At 73.5% G+C, this 19,260-nt stretch carries 22 protein-coding genes; 15 read left to right on the top strand and 7 right to left on the bottom strand.

Going from position 1 to position 19,260, the window contains the following annotated elements; all coding sequences use genetic code 11:
- Window positions 1–44: 44 nt before the first annotated feature.
- The 7 genes from ACI79W_RS08950 to ACI79W_RS08920 form a co-directional block, all read right to left on the bottom strand.
- Complete coding sequence (locus ACI79W_RS08950; RefSeq protein WP_456561726.1) at window positions 45–1,148, bottom strand: flagellar biosynthesis protein FliA; 1,104 nt, start codon at window positions 1,146–1,148, stop codon at window positions 45–47.
- A gap of 70 nt (window positions 1,149–1,218) precedes the next feature.
- A complete protein-coding gene (locus ACI79W_RS08945; protein ID WP_456561725.1) occupies window positions 1,219–1,725 on the bottom strand; it encodes a hypothetical protein in 507 nt (168 codons plus the stop codon).
- Between the two features lie 204 nt (window positions 1,726–1,929).
- Window positions 1,930–2,232 (bottom strand): carbon storage regulator CsrA, encoded by a 303-nt coding sequence (gene csrA / locus ACI79W_RS08940; RefSeq protein ID WP_456561724.1) that lies wholly within the window; start codon window positions 2,230–2,232, stop codon window positions 1,930–1,932.
- A 90-nt stretch (window positions 2,233–2,322) separates the two neighbouring features.
- Window positions 2,323–2,763, bottom strand: a complete 441-nt coding sequence (gene fliW, locus ACI79W_RS08935) for a flagellar assembly protein FliW (RefSeq protein WP_456561723.1) — start codon at window positions 2,761–2,763, stop codon at window positions 2,323–2,325.
- Window positions 2,763–3,650 carry a flagellar hook-associated protein FlgL gene (gene flgL / locus ACI79W_RS08930; RefSeq protein WP_456561722.1) on the bottom strand — a complete coding sequence of 296 codons (888 nt, stop codon included), beginning with the start codon at window positions 3,648–3,650 and terminating at the stop codon, window positions 2,763–2,765. The genes fliW and flgL overlap by 1 nt, the downstream gene beginning before the upstream one ends.
- Before the next feature lie 5 nt (window positions 3,651–3,655).
- On the bottom strand, window positions 3,656–5,056 hold the full coding sequence (gene flgK / locus ACI79W_RS08925) for a flagellar hook-associated protein FlgK (RefSeq protein WP_456561721.1): 1,401 nt from the start codon (window positions 5,054–5,056) through the stop codon (window positions 3,656–3,658).
- Window positions 5,053–5,538, bottom strand: coding sequence for a flagellar protein FlgN (locus ACI79W_RS08920; RefSeq protein WP_456561720.1), 486 nt, complete (start codon window positions 5,536–5,538; stop codon window positions 5,053–5,055). Before ACI79W_RS08920 ends, flgK begins: the two co-directional genes overlap by 4 nt.
- Window positions 5,539–5,794: 256 nt before the next feature.
- Between ACI79W_RS08920 and ACI79W_RS08915 the strand changes: the two genes are divergently transcribed.
- The 15 genes from ACI79W_RS08915 to ACI79W_RS08845 all read left to right on the top strand — a co-directional run bounded on the left by ACI79W_RS08915 (window position 5,795) and on the right by ACI79W_RS08845 (window position 19,252).
- Window positions 5,795–6,712: a sigma-70 family RNA polymerase sigma factor gene (locus ACI79W_RS08915; RefSeq protein ID WP_456561719.1), complete on the top strand. Its 918-nt coding sequence runs from the start codon at window positions 5,795–5,797 to the stop codon at window positions 6,710–6,712.
- 139 nt (window positions 6,713–6,851) lie between these two features.
- Window positions 6,852–8,036, top strand: a complete 1,185-nt coding sequence (locus tag ACI79W_RS08910) for a flagellin N-terminal helical domain-containing protein (protein ID WP_456561718.1) — start codon at window positions 6,852–6,854, stop codon at window positions 8,034–8,036.
- Window positions 8,037–8,144: 108 nt separating this feature from the next.
- Window positions 8,145–9,542 carry a flagellar filament capping protein FliD gene (gene fliD, locus ACI79W_RS08905; RefSeq protein ID WP_456561717.1) on the top strand — a complete coding sequence of 466 codons (1,398 nt, stop codon included), beginning with the start codon at window positions 8,145–8,147 and terminating at the stop codon, window positions 9,540–9,542.
- 40 nt (window positions 9,543–9,582) lie between these two features.
- Window positions 9,583–9,975 (top strand): flagellar export chaperone FliS, encoded by a 393-nt coding sequence (fliS, locus tag ACI79W_RS08900; protein ID WP_456561716.1) that lies wholly within the window; start codon window positions 9,583–9,585, stop codon window positions 9,973–9,975.
- On the top strand, window positions 9,972–10,322 hold the full coding sequence (locus ACI79W_RS08895) for a hypothetical protein (RefSeq protein WP_456561715.1): 351 nt from the start codon (window positions 9,972–9,974) through the stop codon (window positions 10,320–10,322). Before fliS ends, ACI79W_RS08895 begins: the two co-directional genes overlap by 4 nt.
- A 315-nt stretch (window positions 10,323–10,637) precedes the next feature.
- Window positions 10,638–10,985 carry a flagellar basal body rod protein FlgB gene (gene flgB, locus ACI79W_RS08890; RefSeq protein WP_456561714.1) on the top strand — a complete coding sequence of 116 codons (348 nt, stop codon included), beginning with the start codon at window positions 10,638–10,640 and terminating at the stop codon, window positions 10,983–10,985.
- Between the two features lie 2 nt (window positions 10,986–10,987).
- The gene (locus tag ACI79W_RS08885) at window positions 10,988–11,392 is read left to right on the top strand and encodes a flagellar basal body rod protein FlgC (protein WP_456561713.1); all 405 of its coding nucleotides are present in this window, start codon (window positions 10,988–10,990) and stop codon (window positions 11,390–11,392) included.
- Window positions 11,392–11,706 (top strand): flagellar hook-basal body complex protein FliE, encoded by a 315-nt coding sequence (fliE, locus tag ACI79W_RS08880; protein ID WP_456561712.1) that lies wholly within the window; start codon window positions 11,392–11,394, stop codon window positions 11,704–11,706. Before ACI79W_RS08885 ends, fliE begins: the two co-directional genes overlap by 1 nt.
- Window positions 11,706–13,295, top strand: a complete 1,590-nt coding sequence (fliF, locus tag ACI79W_RS08875) for a flagellar basal-body MS-ring/collar protein FliF (RefSeq protein ID WP_456561711.1) — start codon at window positions 11,706–11,708, stop codon at window positions 13,293–13,295. Before fliE ends, fliF begins: the two co-directional genes overlap by 1 nt.
- Window positions 13,292–14,341: a flagellar motor switch protein FliG gene (fliG, locus tag ACI79W_RS08870; RefSeq protein WP_456561710.1), complete on the top strand. Its 1,050-nt coding sequence runs from the start codon at window positions 13,292–13,294 to the stop codon at window positions 14,339–14,341. Before fliF ends, fliG begins: the two co-directional genes overlap by 4 nt.
- Window positions 14,325–15,197 carry a FliH/SctL family protein gene (locus tag ACI79W_RS08865; RefSeq protein WP_456561709.1) on the top strand — a complete coding sequence of 291 codons (873 nt, stop codon included), beginning with the start codon at window positions 14,325–14,327 and terminating at the stop codon, window positions 15,195–15,197. The genes fliG and ACI79W_RS08865 overlap by 17 nt, the downstream gene beginning before the upstream one ends.
- A complete protein-coding gene (locus ACI79W_RS08860; RefSeq protein WP_456561708.1) occupies window positions 15,194–16,504 on the top strand; it encodes a FliI/YscN family ATPase in 1,311 nt (436 codons plus the stop codon). The genes ACI79W_RS08865 and ACI79W_RS08860 overlap by 4 nt, the downstream gene beginning before the upstream one ends.
- Entirely contained in the window at window positions 16,501–16,965 is a 465-nt protein-coding gene (locus ACI79W_RS08855) for a flagellar FliJ family protein (RefSeq protein WP_456561707.1), read from the top strand. The genes ACI79W_RS08860 and ACI79W_RS08855 overlap by 4 nt, the downstream gene beginning before the upstream one ends.
- Window positions 16,953–17,909, top strand: coding sequence for a transglycosylase SLT domain-containing protein (locus tag ACI79W_RS08850; RefSeq protein ID WP_456561706.1), 957 nt, complete (start codon window positions 16,953–16,955; stop codon window positions 17,907–17,909). The genes ACI79W_RS08855 and ACI79W_RS08850 overlap by 13 nt, the downstream gene beginning before the upstream one ends.
- A complete protein-coding gene (locus ACI79W_RS08845) occupies window positions 17,906–19,252 on the top strand; it encodes a flagellar hook-length control protein FliK (RefSeq protein WP_456561705.1) in 1,347 nt (448 codons plus the stop codon). The genes ACI79W_RS08850 and ACI79W_RS08845 overlap by 4 nt, the downstream gene beginning before the upstream one ends.
- Window positions 19,253–19,260 lie beyond the last annotated feature (8 nt).

The following is a 19,260-nucleotide window of genomic DNA, read 5'->3' as shown; positions in this document are numbered from 1 at the left end:
GTTGACCGCGAGCACGGCGACGTGCGGGGGCAGGGAGGTTCCCCTCAGTCGGCGAGCTCGGCCAGCCGGTCCTTGAGCGCCTTCTCGACGCGATCGGCGTAGACGTTCATGTTCCGGACCGAGGTGCCGAGGTCGGCCGAGAGCTGCGTCTTCGTCCGCCCGCCCCAGGTCGTCAGGTACCAGGTCGCCCAGCCGAGCACGTTGGGCTGGCCGGCCCGCTGGTCGCGGCGCGCGTCGGGGTCGGGTGCGCACGCCGCGGTGAGCGCGTGCGAGAGCAGCGTCTGCTCGGCCTCGCCCATGATCTCGTCGGGCGCCTCGGAGGAGTCCGGCAGGAGGATCTCGGTGGCCTCGGGCGCACCGTCCAGCGACTGCAGGTTGCGCAGCCCGTTCAGGGTGGCCACCGTCTGGGAGTTGCGGCGCAGGGTGGCGACGCTCTGGCCCATGTAGGCGGCCAGCTCCTTCTCGCTGGGCCGCCGCTGGTGCTCGGCCATGAAGGCGGCGATCGCCTTCTGCTGCTTGTGCTCGGTGTCGGCGGCGGTCCGCCCGTGGGCGTTGCGCCCCAGGTCGTGCACCCACTTGGAGAGCTGGGTGGCGAGGAAGGCACCGAACGGGACCGACTTGGTCTCGTCGTACTGGGCGACGGCCTTGAGGATCCACTCGTAGACCTGCTGCCCGAGGTCGTCGGGGTCGGGCAGGTGCAGGCGGATGGTGCTCATGTTCCGCTGCAGCCGCTTGAGGCTGACCGGCCCGTAGTGCCGGCAGAGGTCGTCGAGGAACGCCGGCGGCAGGTCTCGCGGGGCGCGCCGGCGGACGTCGGTCTCCGCGCGCAACCCGATGGTCGTGGTCCCGCGGCCGGCGCACCAGGCCTTCACCCAGTCGGCGAGCACGGCGGCCGAACCACGCGCGCCGTCGACGCGGTAGAGGCCCTCACCCTGGTCGTAGCTGGCCGTCACGCCGTCGGGCAGGGCCTGGCGGAACTCCTCGAGCGGCAGCTCGCGGTCCACGCGGAAGTGCACCCGGTCGCGCGGGGTGATGGGCGCCAGCGCCCACCCGTCGGCCTCGGGGATCCCCCCGAAGACCAGGGGCTGCCGGACGCGGGCCCGGTCGTCGGCGGAGGTGGCGGTCGGGGCGGGGATGCGGTCGGGCATCGGTACTCCTGGCACTACGGGGAAGAAGGAGGTGCCGGACGCCCGGCACCCCGCACTGCACGGGAGGCCGTCAGGCCGGGATGCGCTCCCCCGGACCGGGGCGGCGCGGTGAGGGGACGAGCGGGACCGGCACACCGGCCTCGGGCAGCGCATCGAGCGCATCCCCGGCCAGTCCGTCGGCGCGGGTCCCCCCGGCGACGGCGTGCTCGAGCAGGGCCGTGGCCGCGGCGCGCTCGGCGCTGCTGGGCTCGGCCGTGTACACCGGCATGTGGTCGTACAGGGAGGTGAAGACCGCCGACACGAAGGCGTACGCCGCCTGCGCCTGCGGCGAGAACCGGGCCACGGCGGCGCGGGGGCCGAGGTCGACCCCCACGGTCACGCGGACGACGCGGTCGTCCTTGCTCAGGCCCGTGACGGCGACGACGACGTCCTCGTGCTCGGCGGCCAGCGCCGCCAGCGCCGCGAGGCACTTGCGGATGGCGCCCCGGCGGGGTCGCAGCTGCACGTGGACCACCACGGACTCCTGGTCGCCGGTCTGGTCCCCCGCCACCGAAGCGGTGAATGCGTTGCGTGCCATCTTGATCGCCCCCTGTCACTTGCTTGAGGAGGAATCTGCCGCATGCACGCAGCGGACACGGCACACAACTCGCTGTGTCCAGCGCAGTTGTGACGGGGAAGCTTCGGCAATAGTTGCCCGTGTCGGAGCTCGGTCAGCCGCTCGCCACGTCAGATTGGCACGGTCTGCCGAGGTCACCCCCGGGTCGACCGTCCACATCTGCCGCTAGCGCGAGGTGCCACCCTCCGCCGGCGCCGCATCGGCCGGGACGGGAGCGCCAGCGTCCACCCCGTCGGCCGTCCCGGTGGGCGCGAACGCCGCGAGGGCCCCGAGCGTGTCGGCGGTCACCTGGGCGGCCAGCAGGTTGGCCTCGGCGATCTGCCGGTAGACCTCCTCGCGGTGGATCGCGACCTCGCGGGGAGCCTTGAAGCCCAGGCGGACGGTGCCGCCCCGGACCTCGACGACGTGGACCTCGATGTCGTCGCCGATGCGGATCGTCTCGCCGACGCTGCGGGTGAGTGTGAGCACGTGTACCCCTCCGTGGGTTGTGTGGTGGCCATCCGTGGCGTCGCCCGCCGGGGCGGGCGTCGAGGCCGCGTCGGGACGCGGCCACTGAGGTTATCGGCGCAGGCGCCGCCGAAGGGGAAGCGAGCCGTCGGTGAGCACCACCTGGCGGGCACGGGAGGTCGCGGGGGCGACGACCACCGGGGCCCGCAGGTTCGCCGTCGCCTCGGCCGCGTCGCCGTCCGGGACGGTGACCAGGCAGAACACCTGCGCCTCGGCCGGGTCGGCCAGCCCCAGCTCCGCCCGCACGGCGGCGGGCACGGCGGGGGCGTAGCCGGGGAAGAACTCCCGCGCCGGCACGGCGAGGAACCGGGGCCCGTCGGGAGCGACCGCCTGGAGCCAGAAGAGCAGCCCGGCGCTGTCCCCGGCGACCAGGACGTAGTCCCGGTGCCGGGGGAACCCCGGGAGCGGCTCCGCGAACGACAGCACCTGGACCGGGGGCGGAGCCGGTGCCGTCGTCGGGGCTGCTGCGGGGTGGTCGGCGAGGGTGGTCATCAGCGCAGGTAGTCGAGCAGCGTCGGGGTGATGGTCTTGGCGGTCGCGGCCAGCGCCGCCTCGTAGCCCGTTCGCTGCATCTCCAGGCGCATGATCGTGTTGGGCAGGTCGATGTTCTCCACCTCGGCCAGCCGCGTCTCCAGGGTGAGGCTCTGGTCGGCGGTGATCTGCGCCTCGCGCTCGATCCGGGCGGACCGTGCTCCGACGCTCGCGATGGCGGACATCATGTCGTTCATCAGGACGTCCAGGTCGGTGAGGTCCGTGGCCAGCGCGTCCGGCGCGGTCTCCAGGTTCGTTGCGATCCTCTCGACCACGGCGAACAGGTCGTCCCCCAGCGGGTCGCCGAAGGCCTCGGCGCCATTGACGTCGATGCGGACCTCTTCGGTCGCTGACACCCGCCGGAACACCTCCGTGCCGGTCGTCCCGCGGTACTCACCCGTCTCCGCGTCGTAGGCGTGCGGCCCGGCGGTGATCCCGCCGAAGAGCGGCCGCCCGGCGACGGTGGTGTTCGCCAGGCCTAGCAGGCTCTCCCGGAGCGAAGTCACCTCCGTGGCGAGTGCCTGGCGTGCGGTGTCGGACATGGCACCGGTGTTGGAGCCCTGCACCGTCAGATCCCGCACTCGCCGCGTGACGTCCATCATCTGCTGCAGGGTCGAGTCGGTCTGGTTGAGCCAGCTCTGGCCGTCGGAGATGTTGCGCGCGTACTGCGCCACCGCCTCCTGGTCCGACCGCGTCTGCATCGCGCGGTTGGTCCCGGTCGGCGAATCCGACGGCGCGCTGAGCATCCGGCCGGAGGTGAGCTGCTGCTGGAGCTTGCCCAGGGCGTCGAGGTTGGAGTTGAGGCCCTGGAGGCTGGTGAGCGCGACGGCGCGCTGGGTGATCCGCATCCCGCTCAGCGCCCGACCAGGCCGGTGCGGTTGATGAGGACGTCGAGCGCCTCGTCGATCGCGGTGATCATGCGCCCGGCGGCCGCGTAGGCGTGCTGGTACGAGAGCATGTTGGTGAGCTCCTCGTCGAGGTTGACGCCGGCGACCGAGTCGCGTGCCGCGTCGACCGTGGTCGTGATGCTGCTCTGGATGGTGAGGTTCCGCTGGGACACCGCCGACTGGACGCCGAGCTCGACGATCATCGTGCGGTAGCCGGCGTCGACGCCGGTGACGGATGCCCCCAGCTGCGCGATCGCGTCGGCGTTGCCGTGGTCGAGGTTGGGCGTGCCCGGCCCCACGGAGGAGGCGGCGATCCGCTTGGGGTCGGTGATCAGCACCTGGATCGACGAGGCGGTGACCGGGCCGCCTGAGCTGCCGAGCACCGCCGTCCCGGAGGTCCCGTAGAGGTCGAAGCCCGCGGTGTGGGCGTCGTTGAGCGCCGACGCCAGGTTCGCGGCGACGCCGTCCAGCTGCGCCCGGTAGCCGGGGATGATCGTGTTGAGGGCCGCGAGCTGCCCGGCCGTCGTGCCGCCGGGGCGCACGGTGAAGTCCCCTGCCGCCGTCGCGATCCGCAGCGGGTCCGCGGCGGCGCCCTCCGGGTCGGTGGCCCCGGCGAGCACCAACGTCGCCGCCGATCCGCCCGAGACCAGGCTCATCCCGCCGACGACGACGTCGAGCACGCCGTCCTTGCCGTGCCGGACCGTGGCGCCCACCTGGTCGGCGAGCTTCATGATCAGCAGGTCGCGCTGGTCGGCGAGGTCGTTGCTGGGCAGGCCGCTCTGCGTCGCGCGCTGGATCGCCACGTTGAGCTCGGCGATGTTGCCGGCGGCTGCGTTGACGTCGTCCACCAGGACCGCGAGGTTCTCCCGGGTCTGGTCCCACTGCCCGCCGAGCTGCTGCTGGCTGAAGTGCAGGCCCCCGACGAGGGTCTCCAGGCGCTTGAGCACCTGCCCGCGGGCGGCGTCGTCGTCGGGCCTGTTGGCGACGTCCTGCCAGCCGCTCCACATCTCCGACAGCATCTTCTGGATGCCGGTGTCCCCGGGCTCGCGGAATGCCTGCTCGACCAGTTGCAGGGCGTCGGTCTCGGCGACGAGCCGGGCCTCGTTCGCGTGCTCGGTGTGCCCGCGCCCCTCCAGGAAGGAGTCGCGGATGCGCATGACGTCCTCAGCGCTGACGCCCTGGCCGATGCCCGAGCTGGTGGAGAAGAACGCCGGCACCGTGCTGCCGCTCACGGCTGCCAGGTCGACCCGCTGGCGCGAGTAGCCCTCGGTGTTGACGTTCGCGATGTTCTGGCCGGTGACGTCGAGGCCGCGTCGCTGCGCCCACAGCGCGGTGGTCGCCGTGTTGAGGCCGGAGAAGGTGCTCACAGCGCACCGTCCAGGGTGACCGCGCGGTGGCTGCCGTCGGCGTGCCGACCGCTGGCGCCGTAGGTGCCGGCCGACGGGGTGCGCACCTGCAGCAGGGCGTCACCGATGGCGGCCAGGCCACCCTCGATCAGCTCGCGGTTGGCGTCGGAGAGGCTGCGCAGCTCGGTGACCAGCACGAGCAGCGCCTCGTGGTGCTTGGCGTACAGGTCGTTCCACGGCGCGGGGGCCACCTCGGCCACCTGCCGGAGCGAGGGGTTGGTCTCGATGCCGAGTCGCTGGGCCAGCACCTCGGTCGCCGCGGCGCGCTCCACCTCCAGCGTGCGCAGCTGGTCGAGCACCACCTCGATCTCGTGCGCGATCCGCTGCAGCCAGCGGGTCTTGCCGGTGAGGATCAGGTACTGCTTCTCCTCGGCCTTGAACAGCAGCAGATCGAGAAGCTCCTGCTCCCGCCACAGGAACGTCGACAGGTGCTGGTAGTCCACGTGTCCACCGCCTTCCGTCGTCTCGTGCTCGCGGTCGCCCCGGCCGGAGGGCCGGGCGCCGCCGTCGGAGCTGCCATCGGCACCGGTTCGGAGGGGGTTGAGCCGAAGCACGGAAGTGGCGCTCACGTTCGTGCGGATTTGTGCCGTCGGGTGGTGCCGACCCCACCCGGGACCGCCGAGAGATACGGACGTGACCCCAGTCCGCGCCCTCGCGACCGAGCGACCCCTGCGTGAGCGGTCCGCACACGACCGGCCGTTGCGCGAACGCCCCCAGAACGGCCGGGTCCCCCACCCGGTCAAGGGACGGTCCCCGCAGGAGGTCGACACCCTGGTGACCGAGCACCTGCCGCTGGCCGCCTTCGCCGTCAACGCCGTCGCCTCGCGCATCTCGCTGCCGAGCCACGTGAGCCGCGAGGACCTCCTCTCCTGCGCGCACGTGGCCCTCGTCGAGGTGGCCCGCCGGTTCGACCCCGCAGCCGGCGCCTCCTTCGCGACGTACGCGCTGGCCCGCTTGCAGGGCGCGGTCCTCGACGAGCTGCGCTCCGGCGACTGGGCGAGCCGGTCGGTGCGGGCTGCGGCCCGGCGGACCGACGCCGCCGCCGACGCGCTGACCATCAGCCTCGGCCGGCCGCCCACGCGCGAGGAGCTGGCCGCGAGCCTGGGCGTCGCCCGCAGCGAGCTGGACCACCTGCAGGTCGACGTTCACCGGGCGGTCATGGTGAGCATCGACGCGGAGAGCGGACCCGACGGCGGCACCCTGGACCTGCCCGACACCGGGGAGTCGCCCGAGCGCGCGGTCCTCCGGAGCGAGCGGGCACGCCACCTGCACGAGGCGATCCGGGCGCTGCCCGACCGGCTGGACGAGGTCATCGAGCGCAATTTCTTCGGTGATGATTCGCTGACCGACATCGCGGAAGACCTCGGTGTGACGCTGTCCCGCGTCTCCCAGATGCGTGCGCGGGCGCTGACCCTCCTGCACGCCGCCATGGGCGAGATCTGGGAGGGCACCCCGGTACCGGCCACCGGCGGGGTGCGGGCGCGCAACCAGCAGCGCAACTACCTGGAGCGGCTGACCGGCCGCACGGGTAGCGCGCTGCCGCCCCAGGTGCCGGCACCACGCGCCCGCGCGGGCGCGTGGATCACCCCGGAGCCCGCCGCGGCCCGACCCGCCTGAGTGACTCGCGGCCGAGAAAAAGTCTCGTTCGCCTCAAGTCCCACCCGCCCCAGGCCGAAACCAACTCTGCGACACCAGCACGGCCCGCAGCACGGATGCAGCGGGAACCCCAGTACGACCCCGTCCAAGGAGGATCACCATGGGTCTGCGCGTCAACAACAACATCGCGGCGCTCAACGCGTACCGCAACCTGTCCGTGACCGACGGTCAGATGAGCAAGTCGCTCGAGAAGCTCTCCTCGGGCTTCCGCATCAACCGCGCCGCCGACGATGCGGCCGGGCTCGCCATCTCGGAGGGCCTGCGCTCGCAGATCGGTGGCCTGAAGGTTGCCGTCCGCAACACCCAGGACGGCGTCTCGGTGGTGCAGACCGCTGAGGGTGCTCTCACCGAGACGCACAGCATCCTGCAGCGCATGCGCGACCTGTCGGTCCAGGCTTCCAACGACGGTGGCCTGAACACCGACGCCAAGAAGAACATCCAGTCCGAGCTGACCCAGCTCAAGAGCGAGTTGGACCGGATCGCCGACACCACCACGTTCAACGGCACCAAGCTGCTCGACGGCAACTACAACAAGACCTTTCAGGTGGGTGCCAACGCCGGCGAGACCATCAAGCTGGCCGTTGGTTCGGTCGGCAAGGGTATGAACGCCTCGGGTCTGGGCGTCACCGGGGTGGACGTCACGCTGGCGACCGCAGCCGACGCCCTGTCCGGCACGGATGCCGCTGCGACCGCGACCGCGGTTGGCAAGACCACGGTTGCCGGCACGTTCGACCTCGCCGAGGGCTTCGACAAGCTGAACGGAACGGTGACGACCCAGGGCAAGAGCCTCGATCTGTCCACCGTGAAGTTCGAGCCCGGGTCCACGGCCACTCAGCGTCTGGCCGCCGTCAACACTGCCCTCGACGCAGCCGGCGTCAAGGCGACGGCGACCGTCGACGCCACCTCGAAGGACCTGGTCTTCACCAGCGACGTGACCTATGCGGCCGCTGGTGCAGGTACGGCCGCTGAGCAGGAGCAGTCCAAGGTTTCGTTCACCGCCGCGACCGGCGCCTCGTCGGCGATCACGGCGCTGGACGCGGCCATCAAGACGGTGTCGACCACTCGCGCCGACCTGGGTGCCATCCAGAACCGGTTCGACCACACCATCAACAACCTCAACGTCACGGTCGAGAACCTGACCGCGTCCGAGAGCCGCATCCGTGACGCCGACATGGCGCAGGAGATGGTCCAGTTCACCCGGAACCAGATCCTGTCGCAGGCCGGCACCTCGATGCTCGCGCAGGCCAACCAGGCCTCGCAGGGTGTCCTCTCGCTGCTCCGCTGATCCCAGCTGAGTAGCTGAGGAGAAACCTCAGCACCACCCGGGTGAGGGGGGAGGCTCTGCGGCCTCCCCCCTCACTCACACCCGCAGTCCCAGACCCGGAGGAACCGCATGGCAGGGATGGCCGTCGACGGTCTGGTGTCCGGCCTGGCCACCACGGACCTGATCAACCAGCTCGTGGCCGCAGAGGGCGCGAGCCAGACGGCGTTGAAGACCCGCCTCAAGACGACCGAGAGCGCGGCCTCCGCCTACCGCACCGTGAACACCACCTTCCTGGCCATCACCGCAGCCGCCGAGGCGCTGATGAAGCCGGGCGCCTGGGCCCCCACCAAGGCCGCCAGCACGTCGTCGAGCGTCGCCGTGACCGCGGACTCCGGCGCTCCGACGGGCTCGCTCTCCTTCAGCGTCGAGCAGCTGGCCACCGCCCACGGCGTGGTGAACCGCGCCGCCGCCGGTACCTGGACCAGCGCCACCTCCGTCTACGGCGCCTCGCAGCTGGAGATCCGCGACGCGCAGGGCGTCAGCAAGGGCGTCGTGCAGATCGGGGCGTCCGGCACGCTCGCCGACGCCGCCAAGGCCATCAACGCCGACAGCGAGCTCGGCCTCACCGCCTCGGTCGTCCAGATCAAGGGTGGGACCGACCCCGAGTACGCCCTCCAGCTCAACGCCAAAGGCACCGGGGAAGCCAGCTCCTTCTCGGTGACCGGTGCCGGGACGTTCACCACCACGGCCACCGGGCAGGACGCCAAGCTGCGCATCGGCAGCGCCACGAGCGGCTACGACGTCTTCTCCGACACGAACACCTTTGCCGCGCTGATGTCCGGCGCGACCCTCACCGTCAGCAAGGCCGAGCCCGGCGTCACGGTCACCGCCAGCGTGACCGACGACCCCGACGCGGTCGCCGGCCAGGTCCAGAAGCTGGTCGACGCGGTGAACGCCGCCATCAAGACGGTCAAGGACTACACGAGCAACGCGACAGGCAGCACCGCCGCGCTCCGCGGGGACTTCTCGGTCACCCAGCTGGCCGGCCGCCTGCTCGACTCGGTCTCGAGCGCCGTCGGACCCAACGGCTCCCCCGCCCAGGCCGGCTTCTCGCTGACCAAGGACGGCAAGATCGCCTTCGCCAAGGACACGTTCCTCACCGCGCTGAAGGACAAGCCGGACCTGGCGCAGGCGCTGGTCCTCGGTACCCCGGCCAGCACGGGCGTCGACGGCGTCGCCGGTGGAGGGGACGACGTCGCCGCGGTGACCGGCCTCGCCGGGCGTGTGCTCGAGGTGGCGAAGGCTGCCTCCGACGCCACCACCGGCTCGCTCGTCGCCCTGGCCAAGGGGCAGGACGCCAACGCGAAGGACATCCAGGCCCGCATCGACGCCTGGGATCTGCGCCTCGAGAAGCGCCGCGAGACCCTGACCCGCCAGTTCACCGCCATGGAGACGGCGCTGAGCTCCCTCAAGAACCAGTCGACCTGGCTCGCCGGACAGCTCAACTCCCTGCCCAGCTGGTCCTGATCCTCCCCGCATCGCCCCCCACGCTCCAGGAGATCCCCCGATGAGTGCCGCCTCCCTCCGCGCCCGCTACCTCGGCGACACGGTCGCGACCGCCTCGCCGCAGCAGGTGCTGGTCATGCTCTACGACCGGCTGGCCCTCGACCTCGAGCGCGCGCAGCTGGCCGTGGCGTCCGGTGACCGCCAGGAGGCCGGCGAGCAGCTGCAGCACGCGCAGGCGATCGTCTACGAGCTCCTCTCCAGCCTGAAGGTCGACGTCTGGGAGGGCGGCCCCCGGCTGGCCTCCCTGTACAACTGGCTGATCAGCGAGCTGGTCCAGGCCAACGTCAAGCTCGACGGCAACCGCATCGCCTCCTGCCGCCAGGTGGTCGAGCCCCTGCGCGACGCGTGGCGCCAGGCGGCGGCCTCCCTGGCCGGCGCGGCGACGGCCTCGTGACCGGGAGACGGGCGGGGGACGGCGCACCGCAGCCCGTCGACTGGACCACGGTGCTCACCCACCTCGAGGGCGAGGTGGTCGCCGCGGAGCAGACCATGGCGCGGGGCCGGGCCGAGGAGATCGCCTCCTGGGGCCGCCGCATCGACGACTGGATCCCGCCGTCGAGCCTCGGACCGCTCCCGGACGACCTGCGCGAGCGCGCCGCCCGGCTGCTGCAGCACCAGCTCGCCGTCGCCGAGGAGCTCGTGGAGCGGATCATGCAGTCCCAGCGCCAGCGCGACCTGGCCGCCCGCATGTCCTACGCGCCGAGCCGGCCCGTCGCCTCGTTCGTCGACCGGGCCCTCTGACCCCGGCGCACCGCGCCTCCGGAGCCCCGCTCCCCCACCCCGGGGGGCGGGGCTCCGGCGCGTCCGGGACGGGCACGCTCCGCCAACGGACGCAGCCCGGCGGTGGTCACAGGAGTCACCACCGTCCCGCCCGGCGCGCCCGGCCCTCCCGTGCCAGGCGCGCGGTCATGCCGGTACCGGGACGTGCCGATGAGGTCTGTGCACGGAGAGCACCACCCTTCGCCACGGATCGGCGGCCCAGCACTCGCTCGCGAGTGCCTTCCGCGTACCCCGGAGGTCGATCGTGTCCTGCTCCACCCGCCGGCGAGCCGCCCGATGATCCCCGACGCCACGTCGTCGGTCCTCAAGGCAGCCCTCGCCGGGCTCGCGCAGCGGCAGCGCGTCACGGCCGACAACATCGCGAACGTCAACACCCCCGGCTTCCTCGCCGGGCGGACCGACTTCGAGACGTCGCTGCGCGGGGCTGTCCGCAGCGGCTCCACGCCGGCGATCTCCGGCGGCACGACCGTCCGCTCGCTCGAGCCGACCAACACCAACGGCAACAACGTGAACCTCGACGCAGAGACCGTCATCGCCACCGAGACCGGCCTGCGATACCAGTTGGCGCTCAACGCGCTGGACGGCCGGTACAACTCGCTCCGCACCGCCCTGAGGACGTCCTGACCATGAGCATGTTCCAGGCCCTGAGCATCTCCCAGTCCGGGCTGATGACCCACCGGAAGTGGCTCGACGCCGCCGCCGACAACATCGCCAACATCAACACCGTCACCCGGACCGACGAGGACGCCTTCCAGGCGCGGCTCGTCGTGGCCCAGGCCGTGGACTACGGCTCCGGTGAAGGCGGCGTGCGCGTCGCCCGCGCCGAATTCGGCGACCCCGAGGGCCGGCTGGTCTACGAACCCGACCACCCGCTGGCCGACGAGGGCGGCTACGTGAAGTACCCGGACATCGACCTCGGTGACCAGATGACCCACATGATGATGGCCCAGCGCGGCTACCAGGCGAACCTCGCCGTCGTCGAGCGGGCCACCAGCGCGTACCAGGCCGCCCTGCAGCTCGGGAAGCGCTGATGACGATCCCGCTCGGCGGCATCACCCCCGTCGGGGTCGGTGCGGTCACCGGTGTCGCCGGCAGCACCCGCGGCACGACCGCGACCGAGGGCGCCGACGGCTTCGCCGCCGTCCTCGCGACCGCCTTCGACAAGCTGCAGGCCACGCAGTCGGTCACCAGCGAGCTCGCCGTGCAGGCCGCCACCGGCGACCTGAAGGACGTCCACGACTACATGATCGCCAGCGCCGAGTCCGGCCTGGCGACCGAGATGGTCGTGACGATCAAGAACCAGGCCGTCGCGGCCTTCAACGAGATCATGAGGATGCAGATCTGATGAAGTCGGCACTCGCCGGGACGCTGGAGCGTGCCCGCTCCTCGTTCGACACGATCAGCCTCGGGCAGAAGGTCGTCATCGGCCTGCTGCTGGCGGGGCTGACCCTCGGCGGGTTCTTCTTCTACAGCTGGATCACCACGCCGACCCAGGCCCCGCTGTTCTCCAACCTCGCCGCCAGCGACGCCTCCGCGATCGTCGAGGAGCTCAACGCCCAGGGCGTGGCCTACGACCTGGCCGACGGCGGCAGCACGATCATGGTCGCCAAGGACAAGGTGTACGACCTGCGGCTGGCCATGAGCGGCCAGGGTCTGCCGGCGGGCAATGACACCGGCTACGCGCTGCTCGACGAGCAGGGCATCACCACCAGCGAGTTCCAGCAGCAGGTGACCTACCAGCGGGCCCTGGAGGGCGAGCTGGCGAAGACGCTGGAGTCGCTGGCCGGCGTCAACTCCGCCGTCGTGCACGTGGCGCTGCCCGAGGACGAGGTCTTCGTGAGCGACAAGGCGGAGCCCACCGCCTCGGTGCTCCTCGACCTGGCCCCCGGCACAGCGCTCGCCGGCGAGCAGATCCAGGCGGTCACCAACCTGGTCTCCTCGAGCATCCAGGGCATGGACCCCGACCAGGTCACCGTCGCCGACTCGACCGGCCAGGTCCTCTCCGCCGCCGGCACCGGCGTGACCGCCGCCGCCGGCGACGCGCGGTCGCAGGTGGAGCAGGAGTACGAGAACCGCTTGTCGGCCAGCGCGCAGCGGATCCTCGACTCGGTCGTGGGCCCAGGGCGCTCCGTCGTCTCCGTGCGCGCCGACGTGGACCTCTCCGAGCGCAGCACCACCTCGAAGACCTACCAGTTCGACGAGGGCATCCCGCCGATCTCGGAGCAGACGACCACCGAGGAGTACGTCGGGACGGGCGCACCGGTCGGCGGCGTCCTCGGCCCGGAGAACATGCCCGACGCCGCGGAGAACGCCGGCGGCGAGTCGACCTACAACAAGGAGTCGACGACGGCCAACAACGCCGTCGGGGAGACCACCGAGGTCGTGCAGGGCGCTCCCGGGGAGCTGAACCGCCTCACCGTCTCCGTCGTCATGGACGCCGACGTCGCCGGCAACCTCAACCAGCAGCAGATGACCGACCTGATGGTCACCGCCGTCGGCCTCGACGAGGCGCGCGGCGACGACATCACCGTCGCCGCGCTGCCCTTCGACGCCACCGCGGCCGAGGCTGCCGCCGCGGCGATGGAGGCGGCGCGCGAGGCGGAGGCCAGCGCGCAGATGTGGTCGTTGATCCGCACCGGCGGCATCGCTGCCGGCATCGCGCTGGTCGTCCTCATCGTCTGGCTGCGCTCCCGCCGCGGCGCCGACGAGGAGGAGGAGTACGAGCCGCTGGAGCTCGACGAGGAGATGCTCGCCGAGCTCGACCGCCTGCGGGTGGCCAGCACCCGCGAGGAGGTCCCGCTCACCGACGCGGCCCTGGAGCTGGAAGCGGCCGAGCGGGCGAAGGTCCGGGGGGAGATCTCCACGATGGTCAGCGAACGCCCCGACGAGGTCGCGGCGATGCTGCGCGGCTGGCTCAGCGAGAGCAAGTCATGACGCTCGCCAGCATCCAGCCGGGCACCGTCGCCGCTCCCCCGCGGCCGGAGATGCCCGGCCTGCGCAAGGCCGCCGTCTTCCTCGCCCAGATGAGCAAGGAGGAGGCCGGCGTCCTGCTCGCGCAGCTGCGCCCCCGCGAGGTCGAGGCGCTCACCCGCGAGCTGATGAAGCTGGGCTCGGTGGAGCTCGAGGACGTCGACGGCGTCATGCGCGAGTTCCACGGGCTGATGACCGCGCAGCAGTTCGTCGGCCGCGGCGGCGTCGAGTTCGCCCGCGAGATCCTCGCCGCGGGCCTGGGGCAGGACAAGGCCGAGGGCATCCTCTCCCGGCTGAACGTCGTCTACACCGAGGTGCCGTTCGCCTCGCTGCGCAACGCCGACGTGCGCCAGCTCGTCACCTTCCTCAAGGACGAGCACGCGCAGATCATCGCCCTGGTGCTGGCCCACCTCACGGCCGCGCAGTCGGCCGAGGTGCTCTCCGGGTTCGCCCCCGAGCAGCAGGCCGAGGTGGCCCACCGCATCGCCACGATGGACCGCACCTCGCCGGAGATGGTGCGGCTGGTCGAGGAGGAGCTCGGCCGCCGGATGGGCTCGATCCTGGCGCACCAGGACATGACGACCGTGGGCGGCGTCGAGACCCTCGTCGAGATCATCAACCGCTCCCCGCGGCCGACCGAGCGCTCCATCCTCGAGTGGCTGGACAACACCGACCCGGAGCTGGCCGACCAGGTCCGCTCGCAGATGTTCGTCTTCGAGGACATCGTCACCATCGACGACCGCTCCCTGCAGCTGGTGCTGCGCGAGGTGGAGGCCAACGACCTTGCCACCGCGCTCAAGGGTGTGCGGCCCGACGTGCAGGACAAGATCAAGCGGAACCTCTCCGAGCGCGCGGCCGAGAACCTCACCGAGGAGATCGAGCTGCTCGGCCCGGTGCGCACCCGCACGGTCGAGGAGGCGCAGGCCAAGGTCGTCGCGGTCATCCGCACCCTGGAGGAGCAGGGTGTGCTGACCATCAACCGCGGTGGGGACGATGAGTTCGTCTCCTGACGGCCACCGGCCGCCGCGGGAGGGCGCGGTCCTGCGCGGCGGCTCGGCCGCGCTGGCCCGCCCCTACCGGGAGGTCATGGCCGAGCACGGCGCCGGCACCCGTGTCGCCGCGGTCGTCCCGGCCGCCCGCTCGGCCGGCAGCCCCCTGCCCGCTGCGCCGCCGGCGGTCCCCCCGGCGCCACGCTCCCCCGCCGTCCCCGCTCATCCCTCGCCGGTCGAGCGGCGGACGACGGTGCGCCGGGCCGAGGACCAGCCGGTCGCCGGCAGCAAGCCCTCGTTCCGCCTCGGCGACGTCTACGCCGAGGAGCTCGCCCGGTTGCGGGCCCAGGCGCGCACCGAGGGGTTCGCCGCCGGTCACGCCGAAGGGCTCCTGGCCGCGGAGTCGGTCGTCGCCGAGGCCGAGCGCGAGGCCCGGGAACGGCTGGCCGAGGTGCAGGCCCGCTGGGAGCGCCGGCTGGTCTCCGCCACCGCCGCCCTCGGCGTCGCCGCCCGCCAGCTGGAGGAGCACGCCCGCCCGGTCGCGGACGACATCCGCGACTCGATCGTCGGGACCGCCCTCACCCTCGTCGAGGACCTCCTCGGCCGGGAGCTCGCCCTGGCCACCGACCCGGTCATGGACGCCGTGCGCCGGGCGCTCACCTTCTGCCCCACCGACGCCCCCGCCGTCGTGCGACTGCACCCGGACGACCTCGCCGAGGTGCCCGACGAGGCGCTGGCCGGCCTGCCCGACAGCGTCCGGGTGGTCGCCGACCCGTCGGTGGAGCGGGCCGGCGCGGTCGCCGAGTCCGGTCCGCGGCGGATCGACGCGCAGCTGGGCACGGCGCTGGCCCGCGTGCAGGAGGTGCTGGGGGCATGACCGTCCCCCCGAGCGTCCTGGAGCGCGCCCGCGCCGCCGCCCGCCCGCAGGTGACCGGCGTCGTCACCGGCGCCATGGGCCTCACGCTCAGCGTCGACGGCGTCTCCGCGGCCGTGGGCGACCTGGTGGAGGTCGACCCCACCGGCCGCCCGCTGCTCGCCGAGGTGGTGGCGGTGGGCCGCGAGCGGCTCACCTGCATGCCGCTGGGCGGGCTGTCCGGCGTGCACGCCGGCGCGCCGGTGCGGGCCACCGGCCGCCCGCTGCAGGTGCCGGTCGGCGAGGCGCTGCTCGGCCGCGTCCTCGACGGCCTCGGCCGGCCGGTCGACGGGGGCCCGGCGCTGGACGGCCGCGTGTCCTGGGTCGACCTGGCGACGACGACGCCGCACGCCCTCTCCCGCGCCCGCGTCGCCGAACCGCTCACCTTCGGCGTCCGCGCCCTCGACACGCTGGTGCCCTGCGGCAAGGGGCAGCGCCTGGGCATCTTCGCCGGCTCCGGCGTCGGCAAGTCCAGCCTGCTCGCCCAGATCACCCGCGGCACCGACGCCGACGTCCGCGTCATCGGCCTGATCGGCGAGCGCGGCCGCGAGGTGCGCGAGTTCATCGAGGAGAACCTCGGTTCCGAGGGCCTGGCCCGCACGGTCGTCGTGGTCGCCACCTCCGACGAGCCGCCGCTGGTCCGCCTCAAGGCCGCCTTCGTCGCCACCCGCATCGCGGAGGCCTTCCGCGACGAGGGCCGCGACGTGCTGCTGCTGATGGACTCGATCACCCGCACCGCGATGGCGCAGCGCGAGGTGGGCCTCTCCGCGGGCGAGCCGCCGGCCACCCGCGGCTACCCGCCGAGCGTCTTCGCGATGATGCCGCAGCTGCTGGAGAAGGCCGGCACCGGCGCGGTCGGCTCGATCACCGGCCTCTACACCGTCCTCGTCGAGGGCGACGACCACAACGAGCCGATCGCCGACACGGCCCGCTCGATCCTCGACGGGCACGTCGTGCTGACGCGCAAGCTGGCCACCACCGGGCACTTCCCCGCCATCGACGTGCTCGAGTCGATCTCCCGCGTCGCCGGCGCCGTGGTGCCCCCGGCGCAGATGGCCGACGCGCGCGAGATCCGCCGGCTCATGGGCGCGCTCCGCGACGTCCGGGAGCTGATCGAGATCGGCGCCTACCAGGCGGGCAGCGACCCGCTGGTCGACCGCGCCCGGCAACTCGCCCCCCAGATCGACGCGTTCCTCCAGCAGCCGCTCGGTGAGTCGACGTCGGCCCCCGAGGCCTGGGCCTGGCTGCAGCGCATCGCGAGGGCCGCGTGAAGCGCGCCGCCTTCCGGCTGCAGCCGGTCCTGGAGCTGCGCCGGAGCGAGGAGCGGGCGGCGGCGGCCGCTGCTGCCGCCGCCGCGCACGTCGCCGGCGAGGCCGCCCGGCGGGCCAGCGAGCAGGAGACGGCGCTGGCCGGCGCGGTGCTCCCGCCGTCGCTGCCGGCCGGGTCGTTCGTGGCTGCCATGGTGCTGCTGCGGACGGCGGCCACCGACGCCGCCGACGCGCGGGCGCTGGCCACGGCGCAGGCCGAGCAGGCCGAGGCGGTGCGCGCCGAGTGGACCGCCGCCGCGCGCCGGACCAAGGCCCTCGAGCGGCTCGCGGAGCGGCACCGGCTGGCCCAGCAGCACGCCGCCGACACCGCCGAGGAGCGGGCCACCGACGACCTGGTCACCGGCCGCGCGGTCCGCGGCACGGGCACCGACGACAGCGAGAGGGGGACGGCGTGGAGGGGTTGAGCGCGGTCCAGTCGCGGATCGCCGAGATCCAGGCCCGGTTCCAGCCGACGACCGCGCGGACCGCGTCGTCCTCCGCATGGGCCGCGGCCGCCGGCGCCGCCGGGCTCACCGGCAGCTCCGCCGTCGGCACCGTGGCCACCGGGGCCACCTCCGCGTCCGAGAGCGCGGTGGTCGCCGAGGCCCAGAAGTACCTCGGCGTCCCCTATCTGTGGGGCGGCACCGACCCGCGCAAGGGCCTGGACTGCTCGGGCTTCACCAAGCTGGTGTTCGGCAACCTCGGCATCGAGCTGCCGCGCACCTCGTCCCAGCAGGCGACCGCCGGGAGGGCGGTCGCCTCGCTGGCCTCCGCGCGCCCCGGCGACCTGGTCTTCTTCGACCACTCCTCGTCCCGCGCGGGCATCGACCACGTGGGCATCTACCTCGGCAACGGCCAGATGATCGCCGCCCCGCAGGCCGGCGAGGACGTGCAGGTCCAGGCGGTCGGCAACCCGACCGTGATCCGCCGGGTGCTGCCCGAGGCCACCACCCTCCCGGCCGCCGCCCCGGCGGCCGCGGGCGCGCTGGCCGGGGTGCCCTACGCGGACCTGTTCCAGCGCGCGGCCAGCAAGCACGGCGTCGACGCCGCCCTGCTGGCCGCCGTCGCCAAGCAGGAGTCCGGTTTCAACACCTCGGCGGTCTCCCCGGCGGGCGCCCAGGGCCTCATGCAGTTCATGCCGGCGACGGCGAGGGGGCTGGGCGTCGACGCGCTCGACCCGTCCTCGGCCATCGACGGTGCGGCCCGCTACCTCAGCTCCCTGACCCGCCAGTTCGGTTCGACCGAGCTGGCGCTGGCGGCCTACAACGCCGGGCCCGGGACGGTGAGCCGCTACGGCGGCATCCCGCCCTACCCGGAGACCCAGAACTACGTCCGGTCCGTGATGAGCAAGGCGGAGGCCTACAGATGACCGCTCCCGTGACGGCCGCCGCTCCGGCTGCGCGTACCGCGCCCGCCACCTCGACCGCGGGCGGGTCCGGCGAGACCGCGGCGCCGTTCGCCTCCGCCCTGGACGGCGCGCTGGCCGGTGGTGTGCGCGACGCCGGCGCCGAAGGCCGGGAGCACCCCTCGGGGCAGGCGCCGGATGACCAGACCGCCGCTGCGGAGGAGCAGGCCACGGCGCCGGTCGTGGCCACCGGCGCGGCGGCCGTGGCCGCCGGGTTGTGGGCCCTGCTGCGCGGCGCGACGGCCACACCTCCGGCCGAGGACGCCGCCGGACCCGCCGTCGCCGCGAGCGCGGCCGCCACCTCGACAGCGCCCGCGGTCACCGCACCGGCCCTGACGCCGACCGGGACCGTGGACCCGGCCGGCGCCGCACCCGCCCCCGGTGCACCCGCCGCCCCGACCGCCGGACCGGTACCCGGCACCCCCGCCGCGGGCCGGCCCGGGCCCGAGCTGCCGGCCACCGCCTCGACCCGTGCCGCGGCCGCCACCACCGTCATCGGCGACGGCGCGGAGCACGGCCGGGCGGCCGGGCGCGCGGAGACACCGGGGATCGCCGTCGTCGCGGACACCCCTGCGGCGTCGCGGAAGGCCGGGGCACAGCTCCCGGCAGCCGCCGGCACGTCGGTGGCGACCCCGGCGACCGGCACCCCGGGGCTGCCGGTCGCCGGAGCCCCCGCCGCGGCGGTCGGTGGGCAGCAGGCATCCGGTGATCCCGGCACCGGCCGGGAGGGCGCCGCCGGCGTCGCACCCGTCCCCGCCGTGGAGGCCGAGGTCCCGCCTGCGGTCACCGGCGCCCCGGCACCGGCCCCGGCACCGCTGCCCGCGACCGGTGCGGCGACCGGCACCGGCGCAGCGACCCCGGTGTCGGCGCAGGTCTCCCGCCAGGTGGCCCTCCTCAGCGACGCCGGCACCGGGTCGCACACGATGACCCTGGTGCTCACGCCCGAGAACCTGGGCCCGGTGCAGCTGCAGGTCACCGTTGCCGAGGGCGTGCTCGACCTGACCCTGCGGGGCGCCCACGAGCTCGGCCGCGCGGCCCTGCTGGAGGCGCTCCCCGAGCTCCGCCGCGATCTGGAGGCCGCCGGCCTCAGCCCGTCACGGGTCGAGGTGGACGCCGACGCCGGCGGCTCGTGGCTGTCCCGGCACGCCGCCGAGCAGCAGGCCCGGCAGGACACCGGGAGCCGCGGCGGGTCGCACGAGCCGGCCGGCGGGTGGTCACGACCGGGCGGTCGCCCTGCCGATAGCGGAGAGGGGCGCGCTGCCCCCCAGAACCGATCCACGTCGTCCGGCGTGGACGTGCGCGTCTGAGAGCGAGG

The sequence above is a fragment of the Blastococcus sp. SYSU DS0533 genome, assembly GCF_054050775.1.
This window is presented reverse-complemented; position numbering and strand designations above follow the sequence as displayed.

Excerpts from the sequence above, each read along its gene's own strand:
- ACI79W_RS08950 (WP_456561726.1), bottom strand. The coding sequence starts at position 1,148 with ATGCCCGACCGCATCCCCGCCCCGACCGCCACCTCCGCCGACGACCGG.
- ACI79W_RS08945 (WP_456561725.1), bottom strand. The coding sequence starts at position 1,725 with ATGGCACGCAACGCATTCACCGCTTCGGTGGCGGGGGACCAGACCGGC.
- fliW (WP_456561723.1), bottom strand. The coding sequence starts at position 2,763 with ATGACCACCCTCGCCGACCACCCCGCAGCAGCCCCGACGACGGCACCG.
- flgL (WP_456561722.1), bottom strand. The coding sequence starts at position 3,650 with ATGCGGATCACCCAGCGCGCCGTCGCGCTCACCAGCCTCCAGGGCCTC.
- ACI79W_RS08910 (WP_456561718.1), top strand. The coding sequence starts at position 6,852 with ATGGGTCTGCGCGTCAACAACAACATCGCGGCGCTCAACGCGTACCGC.
- fliD (WP_456561717.1), top strand. The coding sequence starts at position 8,145 with ATGGCAGGGATGGCCGTCGACGGTCTGGTGTCCGGCCTGGCCACCACG.
- fliS (WP_456561716.1), top strand. The coding sequence starts at position 9,583 with ATGAGTGCCGCCTCCCTCCGCGCCCGCTACCTCGGCGACACGGTCGCG.
- flgB (WP_456561714.1), top strand. The coding sequence starts at position 10,638 with ATGATCCCCGACGCCACGTCGTCGGTCCTCAAGGCAGCCCTCGCCGGG.
- ACI79W_RS08885 (WP_456561713.1), top strand. The coding sequence starts at position 10,988 with ATGAGCATGTTCCAGGCCCTGAGCATCTCCCAGTCCGGGCTGATGACC.
- fliE (WP_456561712.1), top strand. The coding sequence starts at position 11,392 with ATGACGATCCCGCTCGGCGGCATCACCCCCGTCGGGGTCGGTGCGGTC.
- fliF (WP_456561711.1), top strand. The coding sequence starts at position 11,706 with ATGAAGTCGGCACTCGCCGGGACGCTGGAGCGTGCCCGCTCCTCGTTC.
- fliG (WP_456561710.1), top strand. The coding sequence starts at position 13,292 with ATGACGCTCGCCAGCATCCAGCCGGGCACCGTCGCCGCTCCCCCGCGG.
- ACI79W_RS08865 (WP_456561709.1), top strand. The coding sequence starts at position 14,325 with ATGAGTTCGTCTCCTGACGGCCACCGGCCGCCGCGGGAGGGCGCGGTC.
- ACI79W_RS08860 (WP_456561708.1), top strand. The coding sequence starts at position 15,194 with ATGACCGTCCCCCCGAGCGTCCTGGAGCGCGCCCGCGCCGCCGCCCGC.
- ACI79W_RS08845 (WP_456561705.1), top strand. The coding sequence starts at position 17,906 with ATGACCGCTCCCGTGACGGCCGCCGCTCCGGCTGCGCGTACCGCGCCC.